A 19,872-nucleotide genomic window follows, 5' to 3' on the forward strand; every position below is an offset into this window, starting at 1 on the left:
GATCGGGTCAGCCGGCGGTATCCGGCAGTCGGGCGGGGTCGTCGTCGAGGTCGCTGTCACCGGTCCGCAGCGGGGTCGCGTCCGCCCAGGTCGACGGGCTGTGCTGGGCGGCCTGCAGGACCCAGTCGCCGGCGCGGGCCGACCATCGGCGGGTGACCGGGTCGCGTTCGAGCGTCGGTGTCGGGTCGAGGACGACCCGGACGACGCGTTCCTCGCGCGCCTGCAGGGTCACCTTCCGGAACCCGAGGAGCTGGGCGACCGGTCGCTCGAGCATGGCGTCGGCGGCGTAGAGCTGGACGACGGTCGACCCCTCGCGGTGACCGGTGTTCGTCACGAGGACCTCGGCGGTCCCACCGGTGTCGTCGAACCGGTGCCCGAGCAGCCGGTGGTCGATCGTCGTGTACCCGAGGCCGAAGCCGAACGGGAAGGCCGGTGTGTGGCCTTCCTCGTCCAACCGCCGCTGACCCCAGCTGTCGTCGTACACGACGGCCTTCGCCTTGCGATCGAACGGCGGCAGGTGTGCGGGATCCGTCGGGATCACGAACGGCAGTCGTCCGCCGGGCTCGACCACGCCGGTCAGGACGTCGGCGAGCGCTCGACCGCCCTCCATCCCGCCGTACCAGGCGAGGACGAGGGCCGGGACGCGGTCGCGCCAGGCTTCGGTGAGGATCGCGCTCCCACCGATGAGCACGACGACCGTGCGCGGGTTGGCTGCGGCGACGGCGAGGATGAGCCGCTCGTCCGAGGGTCGGAGGCGGAGCGAGGTGCGGTCGCCGCCGCGCACGAACCGCGACGCCAGGTGCGCGACGCCCGTGATGGCGCTGCGGAGCCGACCGGAGTCCAGGGCGGCCCCGAGCACGCCGACGTCGACGCCGCCGGTGACGACCGACTCGCCCTCGTCGTGCTGGTCGAAGCCGACGACGACGATGGCCGTGTCGGCGGCCGTCGCCGCAGCGACCGCGGCCCGCACGTTCCCGGCAGGGGTGGTCGTGATCTGCGTGTCGGGGAGCGCCTCACGGAGCCCCTGCAGCGGCGAGACGGTGGTCGGCGGACGGACGCGCGACGAGCCGTGGTCGCCGAGGTTCGCCCGGTCCGCGAGACGACCGACCACCGCGATCCGACGAGTGGTCGCCGACAGGGGGAGGAGCGGTACGCCGTCGTCGACCGGCCGGTTGGCGAGGAGCACGATCGACTCCTCGGCGACGTGCCGCGCCAGCGCGCGGTGGGCCGAGCCGGCGACGACGTCCGCCGAGGGCTGCGGTTCGGTGCGGGTCGCGGCGTGCAGGAGGGTCGTCCGCAGGATGCGCCGAGCCGAGCGCAGGACGGTGGCGTGATGGAGGGTGCCGTCCCGCAGGGCGGCGGGTAACTCGTGCGCCCGTCGCAGGCGGAGCGGCATCTCCACGTCCATCCCGGCCTCCAGGCTGCCGACCGCGTCATGCGTCCCGAAGACCCAGTCGCTCGTCACGAAGCCCGTGAAGCCCCACTCCTCCCGCAGCACCTCGGTGAGCAGCGGACGGTTGACGTCCATGTACTCACCTCGTACCCGGTTGTAGGCGCTCATGACCGAGTCCGCGCCGGCGTCGATCACGGCCTTGAAGTGCGGCAGGTAGACCTCGTGCAGTGCATGGTCGTCCACCGAGACGTCGACCTCGAACCGCTCATCCTCCATCGAGTTGAGCGCGAAGTGCTTCACGCACGCCATCGTGTGGACGCGGACGCCGCGGGTCATTGCCGACCCCATCCGGCCTGTCAGCACCGGGTCCTCGCCGTAGCACTCCTGTGCGCGCCCCCACGCGGGATGGCGGAGCAGGTTGACGCAGACGGACGCCGAATAGTTCGCGCCGCGGATCCGCGTCTCTGCACCGATCGCCTCACCCACCTGCTCCTCGAGCACCGGATCCCAGGTCGCCGCCCGCGCCATCGTCACGGGGAACGCGGTGGACTCGCCGATGACGACGCCGCGGGCGCCGTCACTGAACCGGATCCCCGGGATCCCCAGCCGTGGGACGGCGCCGGCCACGAACGGACGTCGGTGGAGCAGCACGGGGATCAGCGGGAGGAGGCGGCGCGGGGAGTCGCCGTCGAGCAGACCGAGGAGCTCCGCGTCGGTCAGCCGGTCGATCAGTCGTTCAGCGCCCATGTCGGCGTCGAGTCGTCCGGCACGGATCTCCCGCACGACCTCGTCGTAGGCGTCGCCCTCGGGTGGTCCGCCAGCGCGGCGCTGCTTCGGCGGACGCGCGTTCCGGCGCCCGGTGACGATTCCCATGCTCTGCATTCTGCACCCTCGATCGACGTGCTGAGCCCCGACGCCCGACCGCGCGGTCCGCCCCGCGGTGGAGGACACCTCGGCGGACGCCTGCGAGGATGGGACGATGTCGGGACACGAGGGGGAGTCGGTTGCCGCGATGCAGCCGCTGATCGAGGCGGACGGCGTCGGAGCGGTGATCGACGGGGAGACCCTGCTGGCGCCGACGGACATCCGGGTCGAGCGGGGGATGGCGCTCGCCGTCCGGGGCCGGAACGGATCGGGCAAGACGACGCTGCTGCGGATCCTCAGCGGCCGGCTGCGCCCGTCGAACGGGACGGCGACGATCGGCGGCCGGACCATCGACGACCGCGACCGCACGGTGCGTCGCTCCGTCTCGGCCCTCATCGGCACCCCGGCCTACGCGCCGGACCTGACGCTGCGCGAACACCTGCGTTACATCTCGACGACCTGGGGTGTGACCGGACAGGCGGCGGACGACGCCACCGACGAGTTGCTCGCTGCCCTGCGCATCGACACGCTCGCGCGCCGCTTCGCGACCGAGCTGTCCTCTGGTCAGTCGCAGTTGTTCGCCCTGGCGACGGCGCTCGTCCGGCCCTTCGACGTCCTCGTCCTCGACGAACCGGAGCAACGTCTCGACGCCGAGCGACGTGGTCTCGTCGCGGACCGCATCCTGCTCGCGAAGGAGCGCGGCGCGGCGATCGTGTTCGCGAGCCACGACGCCGGGCTCGTCGAACGCGTCGCGGACGAGGCGATCACGGTCGAAGCCCTGTGAGCACCGGTTCCGGGCGCATCTCCCGCGACGACCGTCGGATCCTCCGCGCCGGCCGGGCGGTGCTCGCCGCGCGCGACGGGCGTCCGCGGGTCACCGACGTCGCGTTCGTCGTCTACGCCGCGTTGCTCGTCGCACTCATCGTGGGCGCTCCGCTCGTGCGGTTCGCGGTCCTCGGACTGATCGAGCCGGATGCCGCGGGCGTCGTGGCGGCCGTCCGGCCCGGGGTGGTCGCGCTGCTCTCGGCGATCGCGACCATCGTCGTCGTGCTCGGTGGTCGGACGAGGGGGCCGGTCGTACCGAGGCCTGCGGCGGTGCAGTTCCTCGCCGATTCGCCGCTGCCGCGTCGGCTCACGCTGCGTCGTCCCTTCGTCGCATCCACGCTCGCGCTCGTGGGGCTCTTGGTCCTCGTAGCCGGGGTGGTCGGCTTGTCGCGACTCCTGGTGCCGGGGGAGCGAGCCGCCGTCTCGGTCGGTGTGGCCGCCGACACGGCCTCGGTGATCGGCATGACCGGACCGACCGTGCCCGCCGCCGTGGTGGCGTTCGTGATCGGTGCCGTGGGCTTCTCGCTGCTCCTCGCGGTGGCGTGGCTCCTCGGTCAGCGCGGTTCGCGACGGACGGTCGCTGCCGTCGTCATCGTCGCCGGTGTGGGCGGGGTGCTCGGTCTCCTCGTCCCCGGCATGCTGCTCGTCTCGCCGTGGGGGTGGCTGGGGCTCCTCTGGTCGCCGGTGGCGGGCGGCATCGAGGCCATGGTGCTCGGTAGCGCACTCGCGACGGGGGACTGGGCGGGGCTCTTCACCCGGGGTGGCGGTGGCTGGTTCGCGTCGGTGGGGGTGCCGGTGTCCTGGTGGCCGGCGGTGGCGCTCGTCGTGCTCGGGGCGGTCTCCCTCCTGCTCGTCCCGAGGGCACTGGACGGGCTGCGGAGTGGGCCCCTCCTCGACCAGGCATTGCGCTGGCAGCGGGTCGGGATGATGCTGCAGAGCGGTGACGCCTCGGGTGCCGTCGGCGGGCTGCGAGCCTCGCCGACGAGCGGTCGCCGTGTCCCGCTGCGGATGACCGGTCCGTTCTGGCTCGTCGTCCTCCGACGGTCGATCGTCGGAGCACGGCGGACACCCGGGCGGGTCGCCCTCGGTTCCCTGACCCTGGCGGCCTCCGGTGCGGCGGTCGGTCTCTCCTTCGGCCTCCCGGACGGCGTGCGGTGGATGCTCGCCGTCCCCGCAGCGTTCCTCGCCTACCTCGCGGTGGGCGTCTGGTGCGACGCGGTGCGGCACGGGGTCGAGAGCGCCGGGACGCCGACGCTCTACGGTCGGAGCCCGCGCTCGCTCGTCCTGGCCGGAGCCGTCGCCCCGCTGCTGGCCGCGGTCGTGATCGGAGGGATCGGTGCCCTGCTCGGGGTGCTCGCGTCTGCGGCACCGGGCGGGATGGCGCTCCTCCAGCCGCTCGGGTGGTGGCTGCTGCTCGCGGTGTGGATTGTCGTGCTCCGCACATTCGACGCCACGAAGGGACCACTGCCGATCCTGCTGCTCATGCCCGTCCCGACGCCGTTCGGCGACGCATCCTCGCTGAACGTCCTGCTCTGGCAGTCGGACGCCATCCTGTTGGCGCTCCTCGTCGGCGGCGGGCTGACGGCGCTGGTACCGGTGGCGCCGGGTGCGGCCGTCGTCCTGCTCGCCGTGGTGCTCGTGATCGTCGCGGCGCTGGGGTTCGCGCGCCTGCGGAAGCTGTCCCGGCCGGCCTGAGCTGATGCGCTCAGCGTGAGAGCCGGAGAACAGCGCGAGAGCCGGACGGAAGACGCGATTCCGTCCGACTCTCGCGCGGATCTCCTGCTGTGGTGCTGGGTGGGCTGGACCCTACTTCGCGACCTTGGCGGCGGCCTCGGCGAGCTTCGGGACGAGCTGCTCGAGGACGACGGGGATGCTGAGCACGGACGCCGCGCTGTAGGCCTGCGTGAGCTCGTCGGCGGGGTCGAGGACGATCGCACGACCGTCCTGCACCACGGGCAGGCTCGCGAGGAGCGGGTCGGCGGTGGTGTCCGCCGCGCTGAATCCGATCGGGAGGAGGACGGCGACGTCGGCGTCGAACGCGGACACCTGCTCGGCGGAGACCGCCGCGTAGAAGCCGGAGGCCTCGAGGTCGAGGACGGCCGGGTTCTGCTGGAAGCCGAGGTCGGCGAGGATGTCGAAGCGACCGTCACCCTCAAGATAGGCGCCGTAGGCGTCGCCGAACTTCGTCGCGGCGACGGTGGTGAGCCCGGCGAACTCCTGGTGGAGGTCGGCGGCCTCGTTGATCGACTGCTTCGTGGCGGAGACGAGCGCGTCGCCCTCCTGGGTCTTCCCGAGCGCGGCGGCGACCTGCTCGAGCTGGACGTCCCACGGCGTCGCGAACGCGGCGGTCCCCTTGGGGGCGAAGACGGTCGGGGCGATCTCCGAGAGTCGCTCGTACTGCTTCTCGTCCCCGGCGGAGCGGGTGTTGAGGATGAGGTCGGGCTCGAGCGCCTGAATCTGCTCGTAGTTGACGGTGTCGCCGCTGTCCTCGATGATCTCGGGCGTGACGTCGCCGAACAGGTCGGTGGCCCAGGGACCGACGGCCTTGTTGTCGGCGCCGAAGGACTGCCAGTCGTACACGCCGACGGGCACCACGCCGAGGGACAGCGCCATCTCCGCGTCGGACCAGCCGAGTGCGACGACGGTGAGGTCGCCGGCGGGCTCCGGGACGGTCACTTCGCCGAACATCGTGTCGACGGTGCCGAGTGTGCCGGTGGAGGCGTCGTCGGTAGAGGACCCGGCGGTGCAGCCGGCGAGGGCGAGGCCGGCGACCGCGAGGGCGGCGACGGCGGTGAGGGTACGGGGCATGCGGCGCATGTTCTGCTTTCCGTTGAAGACGTGGGGTATGAGGTAAGCCTAAGCTTCCTAAGTCACGTCCCGGTAACGCTTGTGCTTCGGCCAGCGCGGTGCGCTGGCGTGAGCGCGGGTCGCTGACGTGAGCGCGACCCTCCGGAGGTCCGCGCTCACGTCCCCTGGGGTGCGCTCGCGTCGGCGCACCGCGCTGGTGCCGTGGCGACATGCCCGGCATATGTCGGTGTAGGCATATCTGCTCTGTGGATAACCCAAGGCGGGAGTCTGGGTGCGTTTAGCGTCGAGGGATGCCATGGACCTCGCGCTCTGCCTCCACGCTCCTTCTCACGGCGGGACTGCTTGCCCTCGCCGCCTGCACCGGACCCGGATCCGCACCACCTCCGAAGAGTTCGCCGCCGGTCTTCGAGAACGAGGAACAGGCGCTCGCCGCCGGCACTGAGGCTTACGAGAGCTACTTGGGCGTGTGGAACCGGGTCGTGGCAGACGGCGGACTCCACCCTGCTCGCATCGATGAGGTGACAACCGGAGAGCTCCGAACATTCGAGAACGAGAGCCTGTCCAAGCTCCAGGAACTCGGATGGACCTTCTCTGGCGTGGCTTCGCTGGAGGTGTTCACGATCAGCGACTGGTACTCGAAGCCTGACGCCGCGGGCGTCCTGATCGTCGGATCCGCCTGCGTGGACATGACTGGCTTGCAGGCAATGGATGGGGCAGGAGAGTCGGTCATCAAGCCTGAACGCCCAGCCAAGCGCACCTGGGCAGTTCACATTGCTCAGGGTACTGCTGATCAGCGGCCGTATGTGCTTGCGAAGCACGAAGTCATCAAGGAGGGATCCTCATGCGGAGAGTAGGTATTGCACTGGCAATCGTGGTCATGCTTGTGGGTGGCGTCGGGTTAGCGCCTGCCGCCGCCGCTAGCTGCGATGCTGGCGGGGCTATCTCGGGCGCTTGCATCGGTAACGGTTCCGTCGACATCGGGGGCAGTATCGAGCAGCCCGGCTCGGGTGGTGGCGGTGGTTCCGGTGGCGGGACGGGCGGAGGGGGCGGCGGTGGTTCGGCTGAGCTTCCGCCCGGTGTGACCGACGGGCCCAACGGTGAGCGGACGGTCTGCAGTCTCATGCGCCCGGACGAGTGCTACACCTTCACACCCGGTGATCTCGGCACCGACCTCGGAGTAGCACCGGCCGCCCCGGTCACGATCCGCGACGTCGCCAGCTTCGCACCCGCCGCACCGACCGTCACCACCGAACCCGCCGCCTGGGGTGTCCGTGGGCTCCACAGCAACGTCATCGCGGGTGCTTCCGGACACACCCGGACCGGCACGCTGTTGGGTCAGGTTGCGGAGGTGAATTTCATCCCCGTCGGCTTCACCTTCGACTACGGCGACGACGACACGACCACCACCCGGACCGGTGGATCCAGCTGGGCCACCCTCGGGCTGGCGGAGTTCTCCAAGACCGCGACGAGTCACCGCTACACGACGGTCGGAACCAAGACCATCACCGTCGAGGTCGAGTACGCCGCCGAGTACCGCATCGGCGACAGCGGGTGGCTCCCCGTCGTCGGAACCCTGTCGATCCCGACCGAAGAACCCCACACGGTCCAGATCGTCCGCAACTCCACCGTCGGCGTCGACAAACCCTGCCGCCCAGGCAAACCAGCCATCGGCTGCTGAACCCGGTCCGCGTCCACACTGTGAGCGCGCCCCACCGGCGTGAGCGCGTCCCTCCGGAGGCCAGCGCTCACGTCCCCGGGGCGCGCCCACGCCCAGAAACCCGCGCTCACGTCAGCGCACCGCGCTGACAGGCCCGGCAAACCCGCGCCCACGCCCAGAAACCCGCGCTCGCGCCAGCGCACCGCGCTGACGCCAGCCAGCACCACGGGTCAGTGCGCGCCCATCAGTGGGATGACGAGCGGCGTGTGCGACTCGGGGTCGTCGATGATCCGGCAGCGGAGTCCGAAGACCTCCTCGACGAGCTCGGCCGTCACGATGTCCGCGGGCGCACCCTGCGCGACCACGTGTCCGTCCCGCATCGCGATCAGGTGCGTCGCATACCGGGCCGCCTGGTTGAGGTCGTGCAGGACCGCGACGAGGGTGCGGCCACCCTCCTGGTTGAGCCGGGTGAAGAGGTCGAGCAGCTCCACCTGATGCGTGATGTCGAGGAAGGTCGTCGGCTCGTCGAGCAGCAGCAACGGCGTCTCCTGCGCGAGGGCCATCGCCACCCACACCCGCTGACGCTGGCCCCCGGACAGTTCGTCGACCAGGCGACCGGACAGCTCCGTGACGTTCGTCGCCTCCATCGCCGCGAGCACCGCCGCCTCGTCGGCCGCCGACCAGCGTCGGAGGATCGACTGGTGCGGGTACCGGCCCCGCGACACGAGGTCGATCACCGAGATGCCGTCCGGCGCGATCGAGGTCTGTGGCAGCAGCCCGATGCGCTTCGCGACCTCCTTCGACGGGTAGCGTGTGATCTCCTGACCGTCGAGCACGACGTGGCCCTGGGTCGGCTTCAGCAATCGTGCGAGGGCGCGCAGGAGCGTCGACTTGCCGCAGGCGTTCGGGCCGACGATGACGGTGAACGAGTCGTCGGGGATCGCGATGTCGAGCTCGTGGATGATGGTCCGCTGGTCGTAGCCGACGCGGAGGGCGGTTCCGGCGAGTCTCGTGGTGGGGCTGTCGGTCTTCATGTCAGGGCTTTCCCGCCTGCGTGATGAGCAGGGCGATGAGGTAGATGCCGCCGAGGGTCACGGTCACCGCACCGACCGGCAGGGCAGCCGGGGCGATGATCCGCTGAGCCACGACGTCGCTCACGAGGAGTAACGCCGCGCCCATGGCGGCCGAGGGGACGAGGGTGATGCCGGCGGACTTCGTCAGCCGCCGGGCGAGTTGGGGTGCGGCGAGGGCGACGAAGATGATCGGGCCGGCGACCGCGGTGACGGTCGCGGTGAGGGCGACACCGATCACCAGCAGCAGCAGTCGCGTGCGTTCGACCCGGATGCCGAGGGCGCTCGCGATGTCGTCGCCGAACTCCAGCATGCCGAGTCGGCGCGACAGGAGCGCGAGGAGCGGGACGAGGACCGCGACCGCGATCGTCACGGGCACGACGTCCTGCCATCCGAGGTCGGCGAGCGAACCCATGCCCCAGCTGGCGGCCGCGATGGCGGCGTTGAGGTCCGCCCGCAGCTGCAGGTAGTCGTTGAACGCGTTGAGGACGGCGCTGATCGCGATGCCGATCACGATGAGTCGGAAGCCCTGGACGCCCCGAGACCACGCGAGCAGGTAGACGACGAGGGCCGTCGCGAGCCCGCCGATCAACGCGCCGGACACCGTCGCCGCGTAGTTCCCGCCGACGACGAGGGTGACGATGAGCGCGCCGGTGAACGCGCCGGAGTTGAACCCGATGATGTCGGGACTGCCGAGCGGGTTCCGGGTGATCGACTGGAAGATCGCGCCGGAGAGCCCGAGGGCGATTCCGCCGACGACGGCGATCACGACCCGCGGCAGGCGCCACTCCAACACGATGCGGAGGACGCTCTCCGAGCCCGTGCCGGTGAACGCGGCGAGCAGTTTGTCGAGCGGGATACGGTACTCGCCCTGCGTGACCGCGAAGGCGCCGACTCCCACGACGACGGCGACCAGGGCACCGACGACGACCAGCTCGCGCCGGTGGACCACCCAGCTGACCCGACCGACCCGCACCGCGCGCCGGCCTGGTTCGGCGACCGCGGTCACAGCCCCTGCGCCTTCGAACGGCGGATGAGCACGATGAGGAGCGGGGCTCCGACGAACGCCGTGACGATCCCGACCGGCATCTCGCCCGGGACGGACACCCGCCCGACGAGGTCGGACAGCAGGAAGATGATCGGCGCGAACACCATCGTGAACGGCAGCACCCAGCGCTGGTCGGGCCCGACGATGGCGCGGGCGAGGTAGGGCGACATGAGTCCGAGGAAGGCGATCGGTCCGGCCGCCGCGGTGGCCGAACCGCACAACAGGGTGATCGCGACGACCGACAGCACCCGCGTCCGGAGCACCTTCGTGCCGAGTGAGGTCGCGAGGTCGTCTCCGAGGGCCACGGCGTTGAGCGACCGGGACACGACGAGGGCGAGGAGGACCCCGACGACGAGGAACGGCAGCACCCCGAGGAACACGTCCATCTGGCGGTTCTGCAGCGAGCCGGCCTGCCAGAAGCGGATCTTGTCGAAGATGTCGGGGTTGCGGATCGTGATGGCGAAGGTCACGCCCTGGAGCGCGGCGGAGAGCGCGACGCCGGCGAGGACGAGGCGCACCGGGGTCGCCCCGGCGCGGCCCCGGGAGCCGATCACGTACACGATGACGGAGGCGAGGCCCGCGCCGGCGAAGGACCACCATACGTAGGAGCTCAGGTCGGCGGTGCCGGCGATGGCGACGGCGAGCACGACCGCGATGTAGGCCCCGGCGTTGACGCCGAGGATGCCGGGGTCGGCGAGCGGGTTCCGTGTGACGGCCTGCGTCATCGCTCCCGCGAGGCCGAGCGCCGCACCGACGCCGATGGCCAGGAGCATGCGCGGCACCCGGAACCCGGTGACGAGGATCGCGTTGGTGTCGTCCCCGCCCTGTGACAGCGCCCGCCAGACCTCGGCGGCACTGATCGTCCCCGAGCCGATGAAGAGGCTGCCCGCGGCGATGGCGGCGAGCACGACGAGCGCGGCGACGAGCAGGAGCCAGCGCGAGGCGGTCGATCGGGCGATGCCGGTCGACGCCTCTCGTGCGCGGGCGGCCGCGGTCGGGAGCCGCAGGCTGTCGAGGTCGGCGCTCACCGGCTCATCGGTTGTCTTCGGCCTTGCCGTGTCGCCAGTAGCCCATGAATGCGACCGACTTGCGGTCGACGCCGCACCCGGAGACGAGGTGCCGACGGAGCGTCTTGATGGCCGACGCCTCTCCGGCGAGCCACGCGTAGAGCGGTGCGCTCTCGAGGACGGGGCCTCCGGTCGCGTTGACCGGCGCTTCCCAGAGCAGCTCGGTGTCGACGTCGACGTCCTCGAGCGCCGGCTGCGTGGCGATCGTGACGGTGTCGACGCTCGGCGCGAGGCGGCTCGCGATGCGCTCGACCTCGGGGATGAGCAGGGTGCCCACGGGCTGGTCGCCGCGGGGGAGGACGACGACCTCGACCCCGTCGGGCTTGGTGGACAGGGCGGCGATGTCGTCCGCGTGGGGCAGTTCGACGACGGCGATGCCGCGGGCGGTGCTCGGCAGGCGTTCCAGGATCCCGGCGATCCCGGGCAGGGCCGTCTCGTCGCCGGCGAGGAGTACCTGGTCGACGGTGGCGGGTGCGTGCCAGTCGATGCCGCCGGCCGGGACGGCCGACCGGGCGTTCGGGACGTTGACGACGAGCTCGTCGCCGACCTTCGCGTCCATCGCCCAGGTGGACGCGGGGCCGACACGGCCGTGCAGCGCGATGTCGACGTCGAACTCGGCGAGCTCGGGCCGGACCTCGCGGATCGTGTAGGTGCGCATCGGGTGACGCTTGTCGTTGGGGAGCAGTCGCCACGCCTGGTACCAGTCGTCGTGCATCGGCAGCTCGTCGAAACCGGTGTCGGGCAGCGGGAAGAGCAGCTTGATGCGCTGGTCGTGACGGTTGTCCGCGATGTGCTGGACCTCGGGACCGGTGAACGTGAACCGCCGATAGCTCGGGCTCACCTGCTCGATGCGCCGGACGACGGCTGCGAGGAGGATGAAGATCGAGTCGGGGGTCTGTTCACTGAGGCGAGGCATCGATAGGTAAGCCTACCCTTCGATGTGCTGGAGGTCACCTGCCGATCGCACCTTGTCGGCAGGGAGTGGCGGTGGTAAACTTGAGTCAGATTCACTCAAGTTTTGAACAGGAGACCGTACCCATGCCAGCAGGCCAGACGCCCCAGCAAGAGGATCAGCGCAGCGCGCTCGAGCAGTACGGCGTCAACCTGACCGAGATCGCCGCCTCCGGCAAGCTCGATCCGGTCATCGGCCGCGACGCCGAGATCCGCCGCGTGAGCCAGGTGCTCACGCGACGCACCAAGAACAACCCCGTCCTCATCGGCGAGCCCGGCGTCGGCAAGACCGCCGTCGTCGAAGGCCTCGCCCAGCGCATCGTCGCGGGCGACGTCGCCGAGAGCCTCAAGGGCAAGCAGCTCATCTCCCTCGACCTCTCCGCACTCGTGGCCGGCGCCATGTACCGCGGGCAGTTCGAGGAACGCCTCAAGGCGGTGCTCAAGGAGATCGACGAGTCCGACGGGCAGGTCATCACCTTCATCGACGAACTCCACGTCCTCATGGGCGCCGGCGGCGGCGAGGGGTCCGTCGCGGCGGCCAACATGCTGAAGCCCATGCTCGCCCGCGGTGAACTCCGGCTCATCGGCGCGACCACGCTCGACGAGTACCGCGAGTTCATCGAGAAGGACGCCGCCATGGAGCGCCGCTTCCAGCAGGTGTTCGTGGGTGAGCCGAGCGTCGAGGACACGGTCGCCATCCTCCGTGGCCTCAAGGAACGGTACGAGGCGCACCACAAGGTCGCCATCGCCGACAACGCGCTCGTCGCCGCAGCCGCCCTCTCCAACCGGTACATCACGTCCCGGCAGCTACCCGACAAGGCGATCGACCTCATCGACGAGGCGGCCAGCCGACTGCGCATGGAGATCGACTCGGCCCCCGTCGAGATCGACGAGCTCCGACGCAGTGTCGACCGCCTGAAGCTCGAGGAGCTCGCCCTCAAGAAGGAGAAGGACGACGCCTCCAAGGAGCGCCTCGTCCGCCTCCGTGAGGACCTCGCGACCCGCCAGGCCGCACTCGGTGAACTGCAGGCACGCTGGGAGCGCGAGCGTGCGAGCCTGAACCGGGTCGGTGACCTCAAGAAGCAGCTCGACGCCGCCCGGAGCAAGGCCGAACGCGCCCAGCGCGAGGGCAAGCTCGAACAGGCCTCCAAGCTGCTCTACGCCGACATCCCGCAGCTCGAACGCGAACTCGCCCTCGCGGAGTCGGCCGAGCAGGACACCGACGGCGAACCCCGGATGGTCAACGACCAGGTGACCGCCGAGGACATCGCCGCCGTCATCGCCGCGTGGACCGGCATCCCCGTCGGTCGCCTGTTGCAGGGCGAGACGGAGAAGCTGTTGCACCTCGAGCAGGAGCTGTCCCGCCGACTCATCGGGCAGCACCGTGCGGTCGCCGCCGTGTCCGACGCCGTCCGGCGCACCCGGGCCGGCATCTCCGACCCCGACCGCCCGACCGGCTCGTTCATGTTCCTCGGCCCCACCGGCGTCGGCAAGACCGAGCTGGCGAAGGCGCTCGCCGAGTTCCTCTTCGACGACGAGAAGGCCATGGTCCGCATCGACATGTCCGAGTACGGCGAGAAGCACTCGGTCTCCCGGCTCGTCGGTGCACCTCCGGGGTACGTCGGCTACGAGCAGGGCGGGCAGCTCACCGAGGCCGTGCGGCGACGCCCGTACTCCGTCGTGCTGCTCGACGAGGTCGAGAAGGCGCACCCCGAGGTGTTCGACATCCTCCTGCAGGTGCTCGACGACGGCCGGCTGACCGACGGACAGGGGCGCACGGTCGACTTCCGGAACGTCATCCTCGTGCTGACGTCCAACCTCGGTTCGCAGTACCTCATGGACGCCTCGCTCTCCCTCGAGCAGAAGGAGGAGGCGGTCCAGCAGCTCGTGCGCCAGGCGTTCAAGCCGGAGTTCGTCAACCGTCTCGACGACATCGTCGTGTTCCAGCCGCTCACCGAGGCGGAGCTCGGCCAGATCGTCGAGCTGTACATCGACCGCCTGCAGCGCCGTCTGGGCGAGCGTCGGCTGCACTTGGCCGTCACCCCAGACGCCCGTGCGTGGCTCGCGGAGCGCGGATACGACCCCATGTACGGCGCGCGTCCGCTGCGCCGACTCATGCAGCGGGAGATCGACGACCGCCTCGCGCGGGCGATCCTCGACGGCTCGATCCGCGACGGCGACACCGTCCACGTCGGGCTCGCGAGCGACGGCGACGGCCTCACAGTCGAGCGAGCGGCGGCCCCGGCCTAGCCCCGTTGCCTGCGGCCAGCGCGGTGCGCTGACCCGAGCGCGGCCCACTGACGTGAGCGCGCCCCTCCGGAGGGGCGCGCTCACGCGTGTGCCCCGCGCTCACGCGACAGGACCGCGCTGGCTGTGACCCCCGAGTGGGGGAGGAAGCCCCTGGCGCGCGACGGATGCCGCGCACTAGCGTGATCCTCGCGGTGGGCCGGGTCGGCGCGCCCTGAGAGGACCCGATGTCACACGCAGCCCCGATCTCGACGCCTGAGACCAGTGACACCGCCGTGCCCCTGTGGCGTCATGCACACGCCCCCGCCTGGTTCTTCTTCGGCGGCCTGGCGCTCTGGCTGTTCCTGCTGCTGGTGCCGCACGTCCTCCTCGGCAACCCGGCGGTGATCCCCGCGTGGATCCTGCTCGGCTCAGGGCTGGCCGCGTCCACCCTGCTGCTCATCATGGCCCGACGTCTCCAGCCGGGCGACGGCGTCACGACGGCGACGCTCCTCTGGGCGGTCCTGGTCGGAGGCTTCATCTCCATCACGCTCGGCAGCACCTTCGACTCCCTCATCGGCGTCGCCGCGACCGACGCCGGCGAGAACCCGCACGACATCGGGCTGTTCTTCGCCGGAGTCGCCGAGGAGCTGGCGAAGATCATCGCCGTCGTGATCGTGGCGTGGCGGTTGCCGGTGAAGACCGCCCGGGGTGGTCTCTTCGTCGGCGGCGCGGTCGGGATCGGCTTCGCCGTCCTCGAGAACCTCTGGTACATCGGCCAAGGGTGGGCGGACGGCGTCGAGGCCTCGCAGAAGCTCGCCGCCGGTTCGCCACCACTCGAGACGATCCTCTCGCACCCGGCGTTCCAGGCGGCCGGCGCCGCGTTCGCCCGGACGATCTTCGACCCGGTCGGACATCCGCTGTGGACGGCGCTGTTCGCCGCGGCCGTGTTCGCGGCTGCACGCAACGGCCGGTTCCGGATCACCGTGGGGGTGCTCCTGACCTACCTGCTCGTCGCGGTCATGCACGGCCTGTGGGACGGCAACACCGTGCTGTGGGGGCTGCTGTTCCCGGGGATGCCGGTGCTCAAGGTACTCGTGGTGCCGGCCATGGTCGTGCTCGTCGTCGCATTCGCACTCATCTGGCGGGCGCGGGTCCGTCGCATCAACCGCGACGCCGGCGTCGTGTCGCTCCACGTCCCGCGTCGCGAGCGGAAGCAGGCCTGACCACCGTTCGCGCGAGGCCTGCTGTGATCCAGGCATGCCGGGGAGTAGCGTGAAGCGCACCCGATCCGCGACGCCGAGGAGACACCCATGCTGGGACGCAAGACCTTCGAACAGCGAGAGGTCGACCAGGCGAAGACGATGATCGCCGCGCTCGTCGCCGGACGCGAGACGCTGGCCGAAGCCGGAGCGGACCCCGCAGCGCTGGCCGTGGTCGACCCCGAGTTCTTCACCGGCCTCACCCTGGTGCTCGATCGGCCGTTCGTCCACCGAGTGCGCTCGGTGCTCGGGAAGGGGCCAGGGGCCCTCAACGAGCTCGAACTCATCGTCACGTCGATCCTCGACCACGACCGGGTGTTCACGGTGGGGACCGTGTTGCAGTACTCCGAGGGGACGTCGTTCACCGGCCTCGTCCCGGGCGAGACGATCCGGCTGAGCGCCGAGCAGTTCGAGCGCCTCGCCGTCGGCGTCTTCGCCGAGTTGGAGGAGTTGTTCGTCGAAGCGGTGTGAGGTGCGGCGTCGGCCGCGAGCCTGCGTCACGCGCTTCGCGGACGGTGCCACGATCAGCTCGTGAGCTCATCGACGTCCGGAACGATCATGGTGCGGCACGGCGCGAAGCTCCGGTTGACCGTCTCCGCCCTCGTCGGTGTCGCCGTGGGCGTGATCGTCGGCCTGAACTGGTTCTGGGCGGGTGCGATCCTCGCCGGTTGGGGGACCACGTGCGTGGTCTTCGTCGGTTCCCTCTGGATCCGCATCTGGCGGATGGGCCCGGAGCGGACGCGCGAACACGCGACCTCGGAGGAGCCCGGGCGAACGACGAGTGAGGTGCTCATCGTGCTCGCGAGTGTCGGGAGCCTCGTGGCCCTGAGTGTCGTCATCCTGCAGGCGAGGGCGTCCTCCGGGGTCGAGCAGGGCGTGCTCGCCGGGTTCGCGGTCGTGAGCGTGGCGCTCTCCTGGGCGCTCATCCACACGATCTACACCCTGCGGTACGCGCGCATGTACTTCGCTGCGCCGGAGGGCGGTATCGACTTCAACCAGGAGGAGGCGCCGCAGTACAGCGACTTCGCCTACCTCTCATTCGACCTCGGCATGACCTACCAGGTCTCGGACACGACGCTGCGGTCCAGCGAGCTGCGTCGCACCGTGCTCAAGCACACGCTGCTGTCGTACCTCTTCGGCTCCGTGATCCTGGCGACCGTCATCAACCTCGTCGCGGGTCTGTAGCGGCGAGACGGACACGCCCTTCGACAGGCGGTTGGATGTCTCCGCCTGTATTGAGCGGACGGGGCGGACTCCTCGACCGTCTCTGGTCCTTGACCGATCGAGTTGTCGGACACGGGTCGAGGTATACTTACATATTTCATATGTGCAAGAGGATTGGGCATGTGAGGATACGCTCGCGGTTGATGCGAGTGTGCCTCGTCGTTGGTCTCCTGGCTGCGCCAGTTCAGTTTGGAACGGCGGACGGCGGCTCCATGGTCGCGGTGTTCCAAGGGATCGGCGTATGGGCGATAGCCCGCCTGTCACGCGGTGCAACGGAGCCGAACACGTCGCGCGATTGGTGGCGTCTGACGGAACGAGCTTCGATGAGCACTCTCGCTGCCCTGCTATCCGGTCTCGCGACGGTCAGCATCATCGTCTACGGGGCCCACTGGGGCGCGACTGGAGAACTCATCTCGCGATCGTGTGTTGGAGCGGCCTTGACTGCGTTGTTCATCGTGTCGGCTATTGGACTGCGTCGTCACCGGCCTAGCCCGAGCGATGACGGATGAGCCCCGCGAACGACGACTGCGCAGCCCGGCGGACCGGACTGCGCAGCGTGGTGGTGCAGGAACCGAGCGGACTACTCCTGGACGATCACGAGGTCGGCGAGGGGACGACGCTCACGCGGAGCGGTCTCGCGGTCGCGGAGCATGCCCTCGGGCAGGAGCTCGGGGTCGCCGAGCTCGCCGAGAGCGGTGACGGTGAACGGCACGAGGCCGTCCGGCAGCGAGAACGCCTCCCGGATGCCGTCGGCGGAGAAACCGGCCATCTGGTGCGCGAAGAGACCGTCGCTGTGGGCCTGGATGCTCAGGTGCGCCATCGCCTGGCCGAGGTCGTAGATCGCCCAGGGGCGCTCGTTGCCCTCGTCGTCGAGGGTCTCGGCGACGGCGACGATGAGCGCGCCGGCCTGCGCTGCCCAACCGCGGTTGAAGGCCACCAGCTGCTCAGCGATCGTGTCGAACGTGGCGGTGCCCTTGGTGCCGACGATGAACCGCCACGGCTGCACGTTGTTGGCGCTCGGCGACCAACGCGCGGCTTCGAGCGCCGAGGCCATCTTCGCGGCGGCGACAGGCTCACTCACGAAGGCGCGGGGGCTCCAGCGGTCGGCGAGGACGTCGAGGATGGGGGCGTCGGTCTGGGCGGTACGGGTGACGATGGACATGCGGTCTCCAAGCGAAACAAGGGAAGTGGACAGAGGTTGCGTCGCCATTGACGATGGATGCAACTGCATCGATCGGGGCGCTATTCCCGGGCTCGAGGGGTCCGTGCAGCAGTGACGATCTCGGCGATCCGGTGCGAGGCCGCTTCGTCCTGCAGCGACGTCGTGTCGCCGAGGGGCCGCTGGTCGACGATGTCGCCGAGCAGACGCCGCATGATCTTCCCCGAGCGGGTCTTCGGGAGGTCTGGGACCACGAACACGTCGCGAGGCTTCGCGATCGGGCCGATCTCGTTCGCCACGTGGGAGCGCAGTGCCTCGCGGAGTGCCGCAGAGCGCTCCAACCAGTACGCCTCGCCGTCGGCCTCGGACCCGTGGGACCGGGAGGACGGGATGACGAACGCGGCGATCGCGCTCCCCGTGATCGGGTCGTGCACGCCGACCACGCCGGCCTCGCCCACGTGGGGATGCGACACGAGGGCCGACTCGATCTCGATGGTCGACAGGCGGTGGCCCGAGACGTTGATGACGTCGTCGACGCGTCCGAGGACCCAGATGTCGCCGTCCTCGTCCCACTTCGCGCCGTCGCCGGAGAAGAAGTAGCCCTGTTTCCAGTACTTCGCCCAGTACGAGTCGCGGTAGCGCTCCGGGTTGCCCCAGACCGTGCGCGCGAGCGACGGCCCGAAGCGGCTGACGACGAGGTACCCGCCGGAGCCGAAGGGCACCGTCTCGCCGTCCTCATCGACGACCAGCGCCTCCAGGCCGGGGAGTGCACGGCTGCCGGAACCCGGCTTGATCGTGGTCGCGCCGGGGAGCGGTGCGATGACGGCCGACCCCGTCTCCGACTGCCACCAGGTGTCGACGACCGGGGTCTCGCCGCGCCCGATGCGCTCGCGGAACCACATCCAGGCCTCGGGGTTGATCGCCTCGCCGACGGTGCCGAGGAGCCGGAGGCTCGAGAGGTCGTACTCGGCGGGTGGCCCCTCGGGGAACCACGTCATGAGGGTCCGGATGAGTGTGGGCGCCGTGTAGTACGTCGTCACGCCGTAGCGCTCGATGATCTCGAAGTGCCGTGCCTGGTGCGGGGTGTTCGGCGTGCCCTCGTAGATCACCTGGGTGAGCCCGTTCGAGAGCGGACCGTAGATCTCATAGGTGTGCGCCGTGACCCAGGCGAGGTCAGCGGTGCACCAGTGGACGTCGTCATCTTTGGCGTCGAAGATCGCCCAGTGGGTCCAGGACGCCTGTGTGAGATAGCCACCCGAGGTGTGGACGAGTCCCTTGGGCTTCCCGGTGGTGCCGCTCGTGTAGATGATGAAGAGCGGGTTCTCCGCATCGAACGCCTCGGCTTCGTGGGTGTCGGCGGCGACACCCACGGTGTCGTGCCACCAGACGTCGCGACCGGGGGTCCAGGGCACGTTCGGCGTCTCGTCGCCCGTGCGCGCGACGACGAGCACGTGCTCGACGGACGGCACACCGTCGACGGCGGCGTCGGCGTTCTGCTTGACCGGCACGGCCGTACCACGGCGGTACTGGCCGTCGGTGGTGATGAGCAGCTTGGCCTCGGTGTCCTCCACCCGGAATCGCAGCGCCTCGGCCGAGAACCCACCGAACACGAGGGAGTGGATGGCGCCGATGCGGGCGACCGCGAGGGTGGCGATGACCGTCTCGGGGATGACCGGCAGGTAGATGACGACGCGGTCGCCCTGGCCGATGCCGAGTGCCATCAGGGCGTTGGCCGCCTTCGCGACCTCGCGCTGCAACTCGGCGTAGGTGATGGAGCGGCGGTCGCCTGGCTCTCCCTCGAAGTGGAGGGCCACTTTGTCGCCTCGTCCGGCGTCGACGTGCCGGTCGACGCAGTTGACCGCCACGTTGAGCGTCCCCCCGGCGAACCAGGTGGCGGCCGGGACGGTGAGTTCGGGCTCGGGGTCCGATGGGTCGGACCCTTCGACCGGCCGAGCCGGGTCCCAGGTGTGTGCCGTCTCCCACGGGGTGACCCAGTCGAGGCGTCGAGCCTGCTCCTCCCAGAACGCCACCGGGTCGGCGGCCGCGCGAGCCCATTCCTCCGGGCCGACGTTCGCCGTGCGGGCGAGGTCGGCCGGCGGAGCGTAGCTGCGGGTCTCGGCGAGGAGGTTCGCGATGGTGGCGGCGGGCGCCGCGGACGTCGATCCATCAGTGGGAGGCATGCTGCAACGCTACGCGGGAGGCCGGGGCCCATGCCATCCGCGGGTCATGCGGCGTCATGGTGCGGGGGTTCCGAGGGGCTGTGGAGGAGCGTCGGGAGTAGCCTCGAAGGGCTGCCGCGTTGCGCGGCGGACGTCGAT

Annotated in this window: 16 protein-coding genes; 8 read left to right on the forward strand and 8 right to left on the reverse strand. The window is 70.3% G+C overall.

The genetic code is table 11. From position 1 onward, the window contains the following. Positions 1 to 7: 7 nt before the first annotated feature. Positions 8 to 2,266: a beta-glucosidase family protein gene (locus QRN19_RS00870; RefSeq protein WP_285024645.1), complete on the reverse strand. Its 2,259-nt coding sequence runs from the start codon at positions 2,264 to 2,266 to the stop codon at positions 8 to 10. Between the two features lie 106 nt (positions 2,267 to 2,372). Between QRN19_RS00870 and QRN19_RS00875 the strand changes: the two genes are divergently transcribed. After that, positions 2,373 to 3,041 (forward strand): ABC transporter ATP-binding protein, encoded by a 669-nt coding sequence (locus QRN19_RS00875; protein ID WP_285024646.1) that lies wholly within the window; start codon positions 2,373 to 2,375, stop codon positions 3,039 to 3,041. Then, positions 3,038 to 4,777, forward strand: coding sequence for a hypothetical protein (locus QRN19_RS00880; RefSeq protein WP_285024647.1), 1,740 nt, complete (start codon positions 3,038 to 3,040; stop codon positions 4,775 to 4,777). Before QRN19_RS00875 ends, QRN19_RS00880 begins: the two co-directional genes overlap by 4 nt. 111 nt (positions 4,778 to 4,888) lie before the next feature. Here QRN19_RS00880 and QRN19_RS00885 read toward each other — a convergent pair whose 3' ends face one another. Next, positions 4,889 to 5,890, reverse strand: a complete 1,002-nt coding sequence (locus tag QRN19_RS00885; RefSeq protein WP_197977379.1) for an ABC transporter substrate-binding protein — start codon at positions 5,888 to 5,890, stop codon at positions 4,889 to 4,891. Between the two features lie 290 nt (positions 5,891 to 6,180). On the opposite strand from QRN19_RS00885, the gene QRN19_RS00890 reads away from it, so the two are divergent. Continuing rightward, positions 6,181 to 6,744 carry a hypothetical protein gene (locus QRN19_RS00890; protein WP_285024648.1) on the forward strand — a complete coding sequence of 188 codons (564 nt, stop codon included), beginning with the start codon at positions 6,181 to 6,183 and terminating at the stop codon, positions 6,742 to 6,744. A 224-nt stretch (positions 6,745 to 6,968) separates the two neighbouring features. Beyond that, positions 6,969 to 7,568, forward strand: coding sequence for a hypothetical protein (locus tag QRN19_RS00895; protein WP_285024649.1), 600 nt, complete (start codon positions 6,969 to 6,971; stop codon positions 7,566 to 7,568). Between the two features lie 209 nt (positions 7,569 to 7,777). On the opposite strand, the gene QRN19_RS00900 is transcribed toward QRN19_RS00895, so the two are convergent. Genes QRN19_RS00900 through QRN19_RS00915 form a run of 4 tightly spaced genes read right to left on the reverse strand, consistent with a single transcriptional unit; the run spans position 7,778 to position 11,648 of the window. Then, on the reverse strand, positions 7,778 to 8,581 hold the full coding sequence (locus QRN19_RS00900; protein ID WP_137242394.1) for an ABC transporter ATP-binding protein: 804 nt from the start codon (positions 8,579 to 8,581) through the stop codon (positions 7,778 to 7,780). 1 nt (position 8,582) lies between these two features. After that, positions 8,583 to 9,626 carry a FecCD family ABC transporter permease gene (locus QRN19_RS00905; RefSeq protein WP_285024650.1) on the reverse strand — a complete coding sequence of 348 codons (1,044 nt, stop codon included), beginning with the start codon at positions 9,624 to 9,626 and terminating at the stop codon, positions 8,583 to 8,585. Then, positions 9,623 to 10,693, reverse strand: a complete 1,071-nt coding sequence (locus QRN19_RS00910; protein WP_285024651.1) for an iron chelate uptake ABC transporter family permease subunit — start codon at positions 10,691 to 10,693, stop codon at positions 9,623 to 9,625. The genes QRN19_RS00905 and QRN19_RS00910 overlap by 4 nt, the downstream gene beginning before the upstream one ends. Positions 10,694 to 10,697: 4 nt before the next feature. After that, positions 10,698 to 11,648 carry a siderophore-interacting protein gene (locus QRN19_RS00915; protein WP_285024652.1) on the reverse strand — a complete coding sequence of 317 codons (951 nt, stop codon included), beginning with the start codon at positions 11,646 to 11,648 and terminating at the stop codon, positions 10,698 to 10,700. A 122-nt stretch (positions 11,649 to 11,770) separates the two neighbouring features. Here QRN19_RS00915 and QRN19_RS00920 point away from each other — a divergent pair, with 122 nt between their 5' ends. The 4 genes from QRN19_RS00920 to QRN19_RS00935 all read left to right on the forward strand — a co-directional run bounded on the left by QRN19_RS00920 (position 11,771) and on the right by QRN19_RS00935 (position 16,356). Next, entirely contained in the window at positions 11,771 to 13,933 is a 2,163-nt protein-coding gene (locus QRN19_RS00920; protein WP_285024653.1) for an ATP-dependent Clp protease ATP-binding subunit, read from the forward strand. Between the two features lie 224 nt (positions 13,934 to 14,157). Next, on the forward strand, positions 14,158 to 15,135 hold the full coding sequence (locus QRN19_RS00925) for a PrsW family glutamic-type intramembrane protease (protein WP_285024654.1): 978 nt from the start codon (positions 14,158 to 14,160) through the stop codon (positions 15,133 to 15,135). Between the two features lie 87 nt (positions 15,136 to 15,222). After that, on the forward strand, positions 15,223 to 15,642 hold the full coding sequence (locus tag QRN19_RS00930) for a hypothetical protein (RefSeq protein WP_285024655.1): 420 nt from the start codon (positions 15,223 to 15,225) through the stop codon (positions 15,640 to 15,642). 60 nt (positions 15,643 to 15,702) lie between these two features. Then, entirely contained in the window at positions 15,703 to 16,356 is a 654-nt protein-coding gene (locus tag QRN19_RS00935; RefSeq protein ID WP_229940487.1) for a DUF1345 domain-containing protein, read from the forward strand. Between the two features lie 619 nt (positions 16,357 to 16,975). Here QRN19_RS00935 and QRN19_RS00940 read toward each other — a convergent pair. Continuing rightward, complete coding sequence (locus QRN19_RS00940; protein WP_191940425.1) at positions 16,976 to 17,557, reverse strand: nitroreductase family protein; 582 nt, start codon at positions 17,555 to 17,557, stop codon at positions 16,976 to 16,978. Positions 17,558 to 17,637: 80 nt separating this feature from the next. Next, positions 17,638 to 19,734, reverse strand: a complete 2,097-nt coding sequence (acs, locus tag QRN19_RS00945; protein ID WP_285024657.1) for an acetate--CoA ligase — start codon at positions 19,732 to 19,734, stop codon at positions 17,638 to 17,640. Positions 19,735 to 19,872: the final 138 nt, after the last annotated feature.

The organism is Plantibacter sp. ME-Dv--P-122b (assembly GCF_030209375.1).
GTDB lineage: Bacteria > Actinomycetota > Actinomycetes > Actinomycetales > Microbacteriaceae > Plantibacter.

Excerpts from the sequence above, each read along its gene's own strand:
- QRN19_RS00870 (WP_285024645.1), bottom strand. The coding sequence starts at position 2,266 with ATGGGAATCGTCACCGGGCGCCGGAACGCGCGTCCGCCGAAGCAGCGC.
- QRN19_RS00875 (WP_285024646.1), top strand. The coding sequence starts at position 2,373 with ATGTCGGGACACGAGGGGGAGTCGGTTGCCGCGATGCAGCCGCTGATC.
- QRN19_RS00885 (WP_197977379.1), bottom strand. The coding sequence starts at position 5,890 with ATGCCCCGTACCCTCACCGCCGTCGCCGCCCTCGCGGTCGCCGGCCTC.
- QRN19_RS00890 (WP_285024648.1), top strand. The coding sequence starts at position 6,181 with ATGCCATGGACCTCGCGCTCTGCCTCCACGCTCCTTCTCACGGCGGGA.
- QRN19_RS00900 (WP_137242394.1), bottom strand. The coding sequence starts at position 8,581 with ATGAAGACCGACAGCCCCACCACGAGACTCGCCGGAACCGCCCTCCGC.
- QRN19_RS00915 (WP_285024652.1), bottom strand. The coding sequence starts at position 11,648 with ATGCCTCGCCTCAGTGAACAGACCCCCGACTCGATCTTCATCCTCCTC.
- QRN19_RS00920 (WP_285024653.1), top strand. The coding sequence starts at position 11,771 with ATGCCAGCAGGCCAGACGCCCCAGCAAGAGGATCAGCGCAGCGCGCTC.
- QRN19_RS00925 (WP_285024654.1), top strand. The coding sequence starts at position 14,158 with ATGTCACACGCAGCCCCGATCTCGACGCCTGAGACCAGTGACACCGCC.
- QRN19_RS00930 (WP_285024655.1), top strand. The coding sequence starts at position 15,223 with ATGCTGGGACGCAAGACCTTCGAACAGCGAGAGGTCGACCAGGCGAAG.
- QRN19_RS00940 (WP_191940425.1), bottom strand. The coding sequence starts at position 17,557 with ATGTCCATCGTCACCCGTACCGCCCAGACCGACGCCCCCATCCTCGAC.
- acs (WP_285024657.1), bottom strand. The coding sequence starts at position 19,734 with ATGCCTCCCACTGATGGATCGACGTCCGCGGCGCCCGCCGCCACCATC.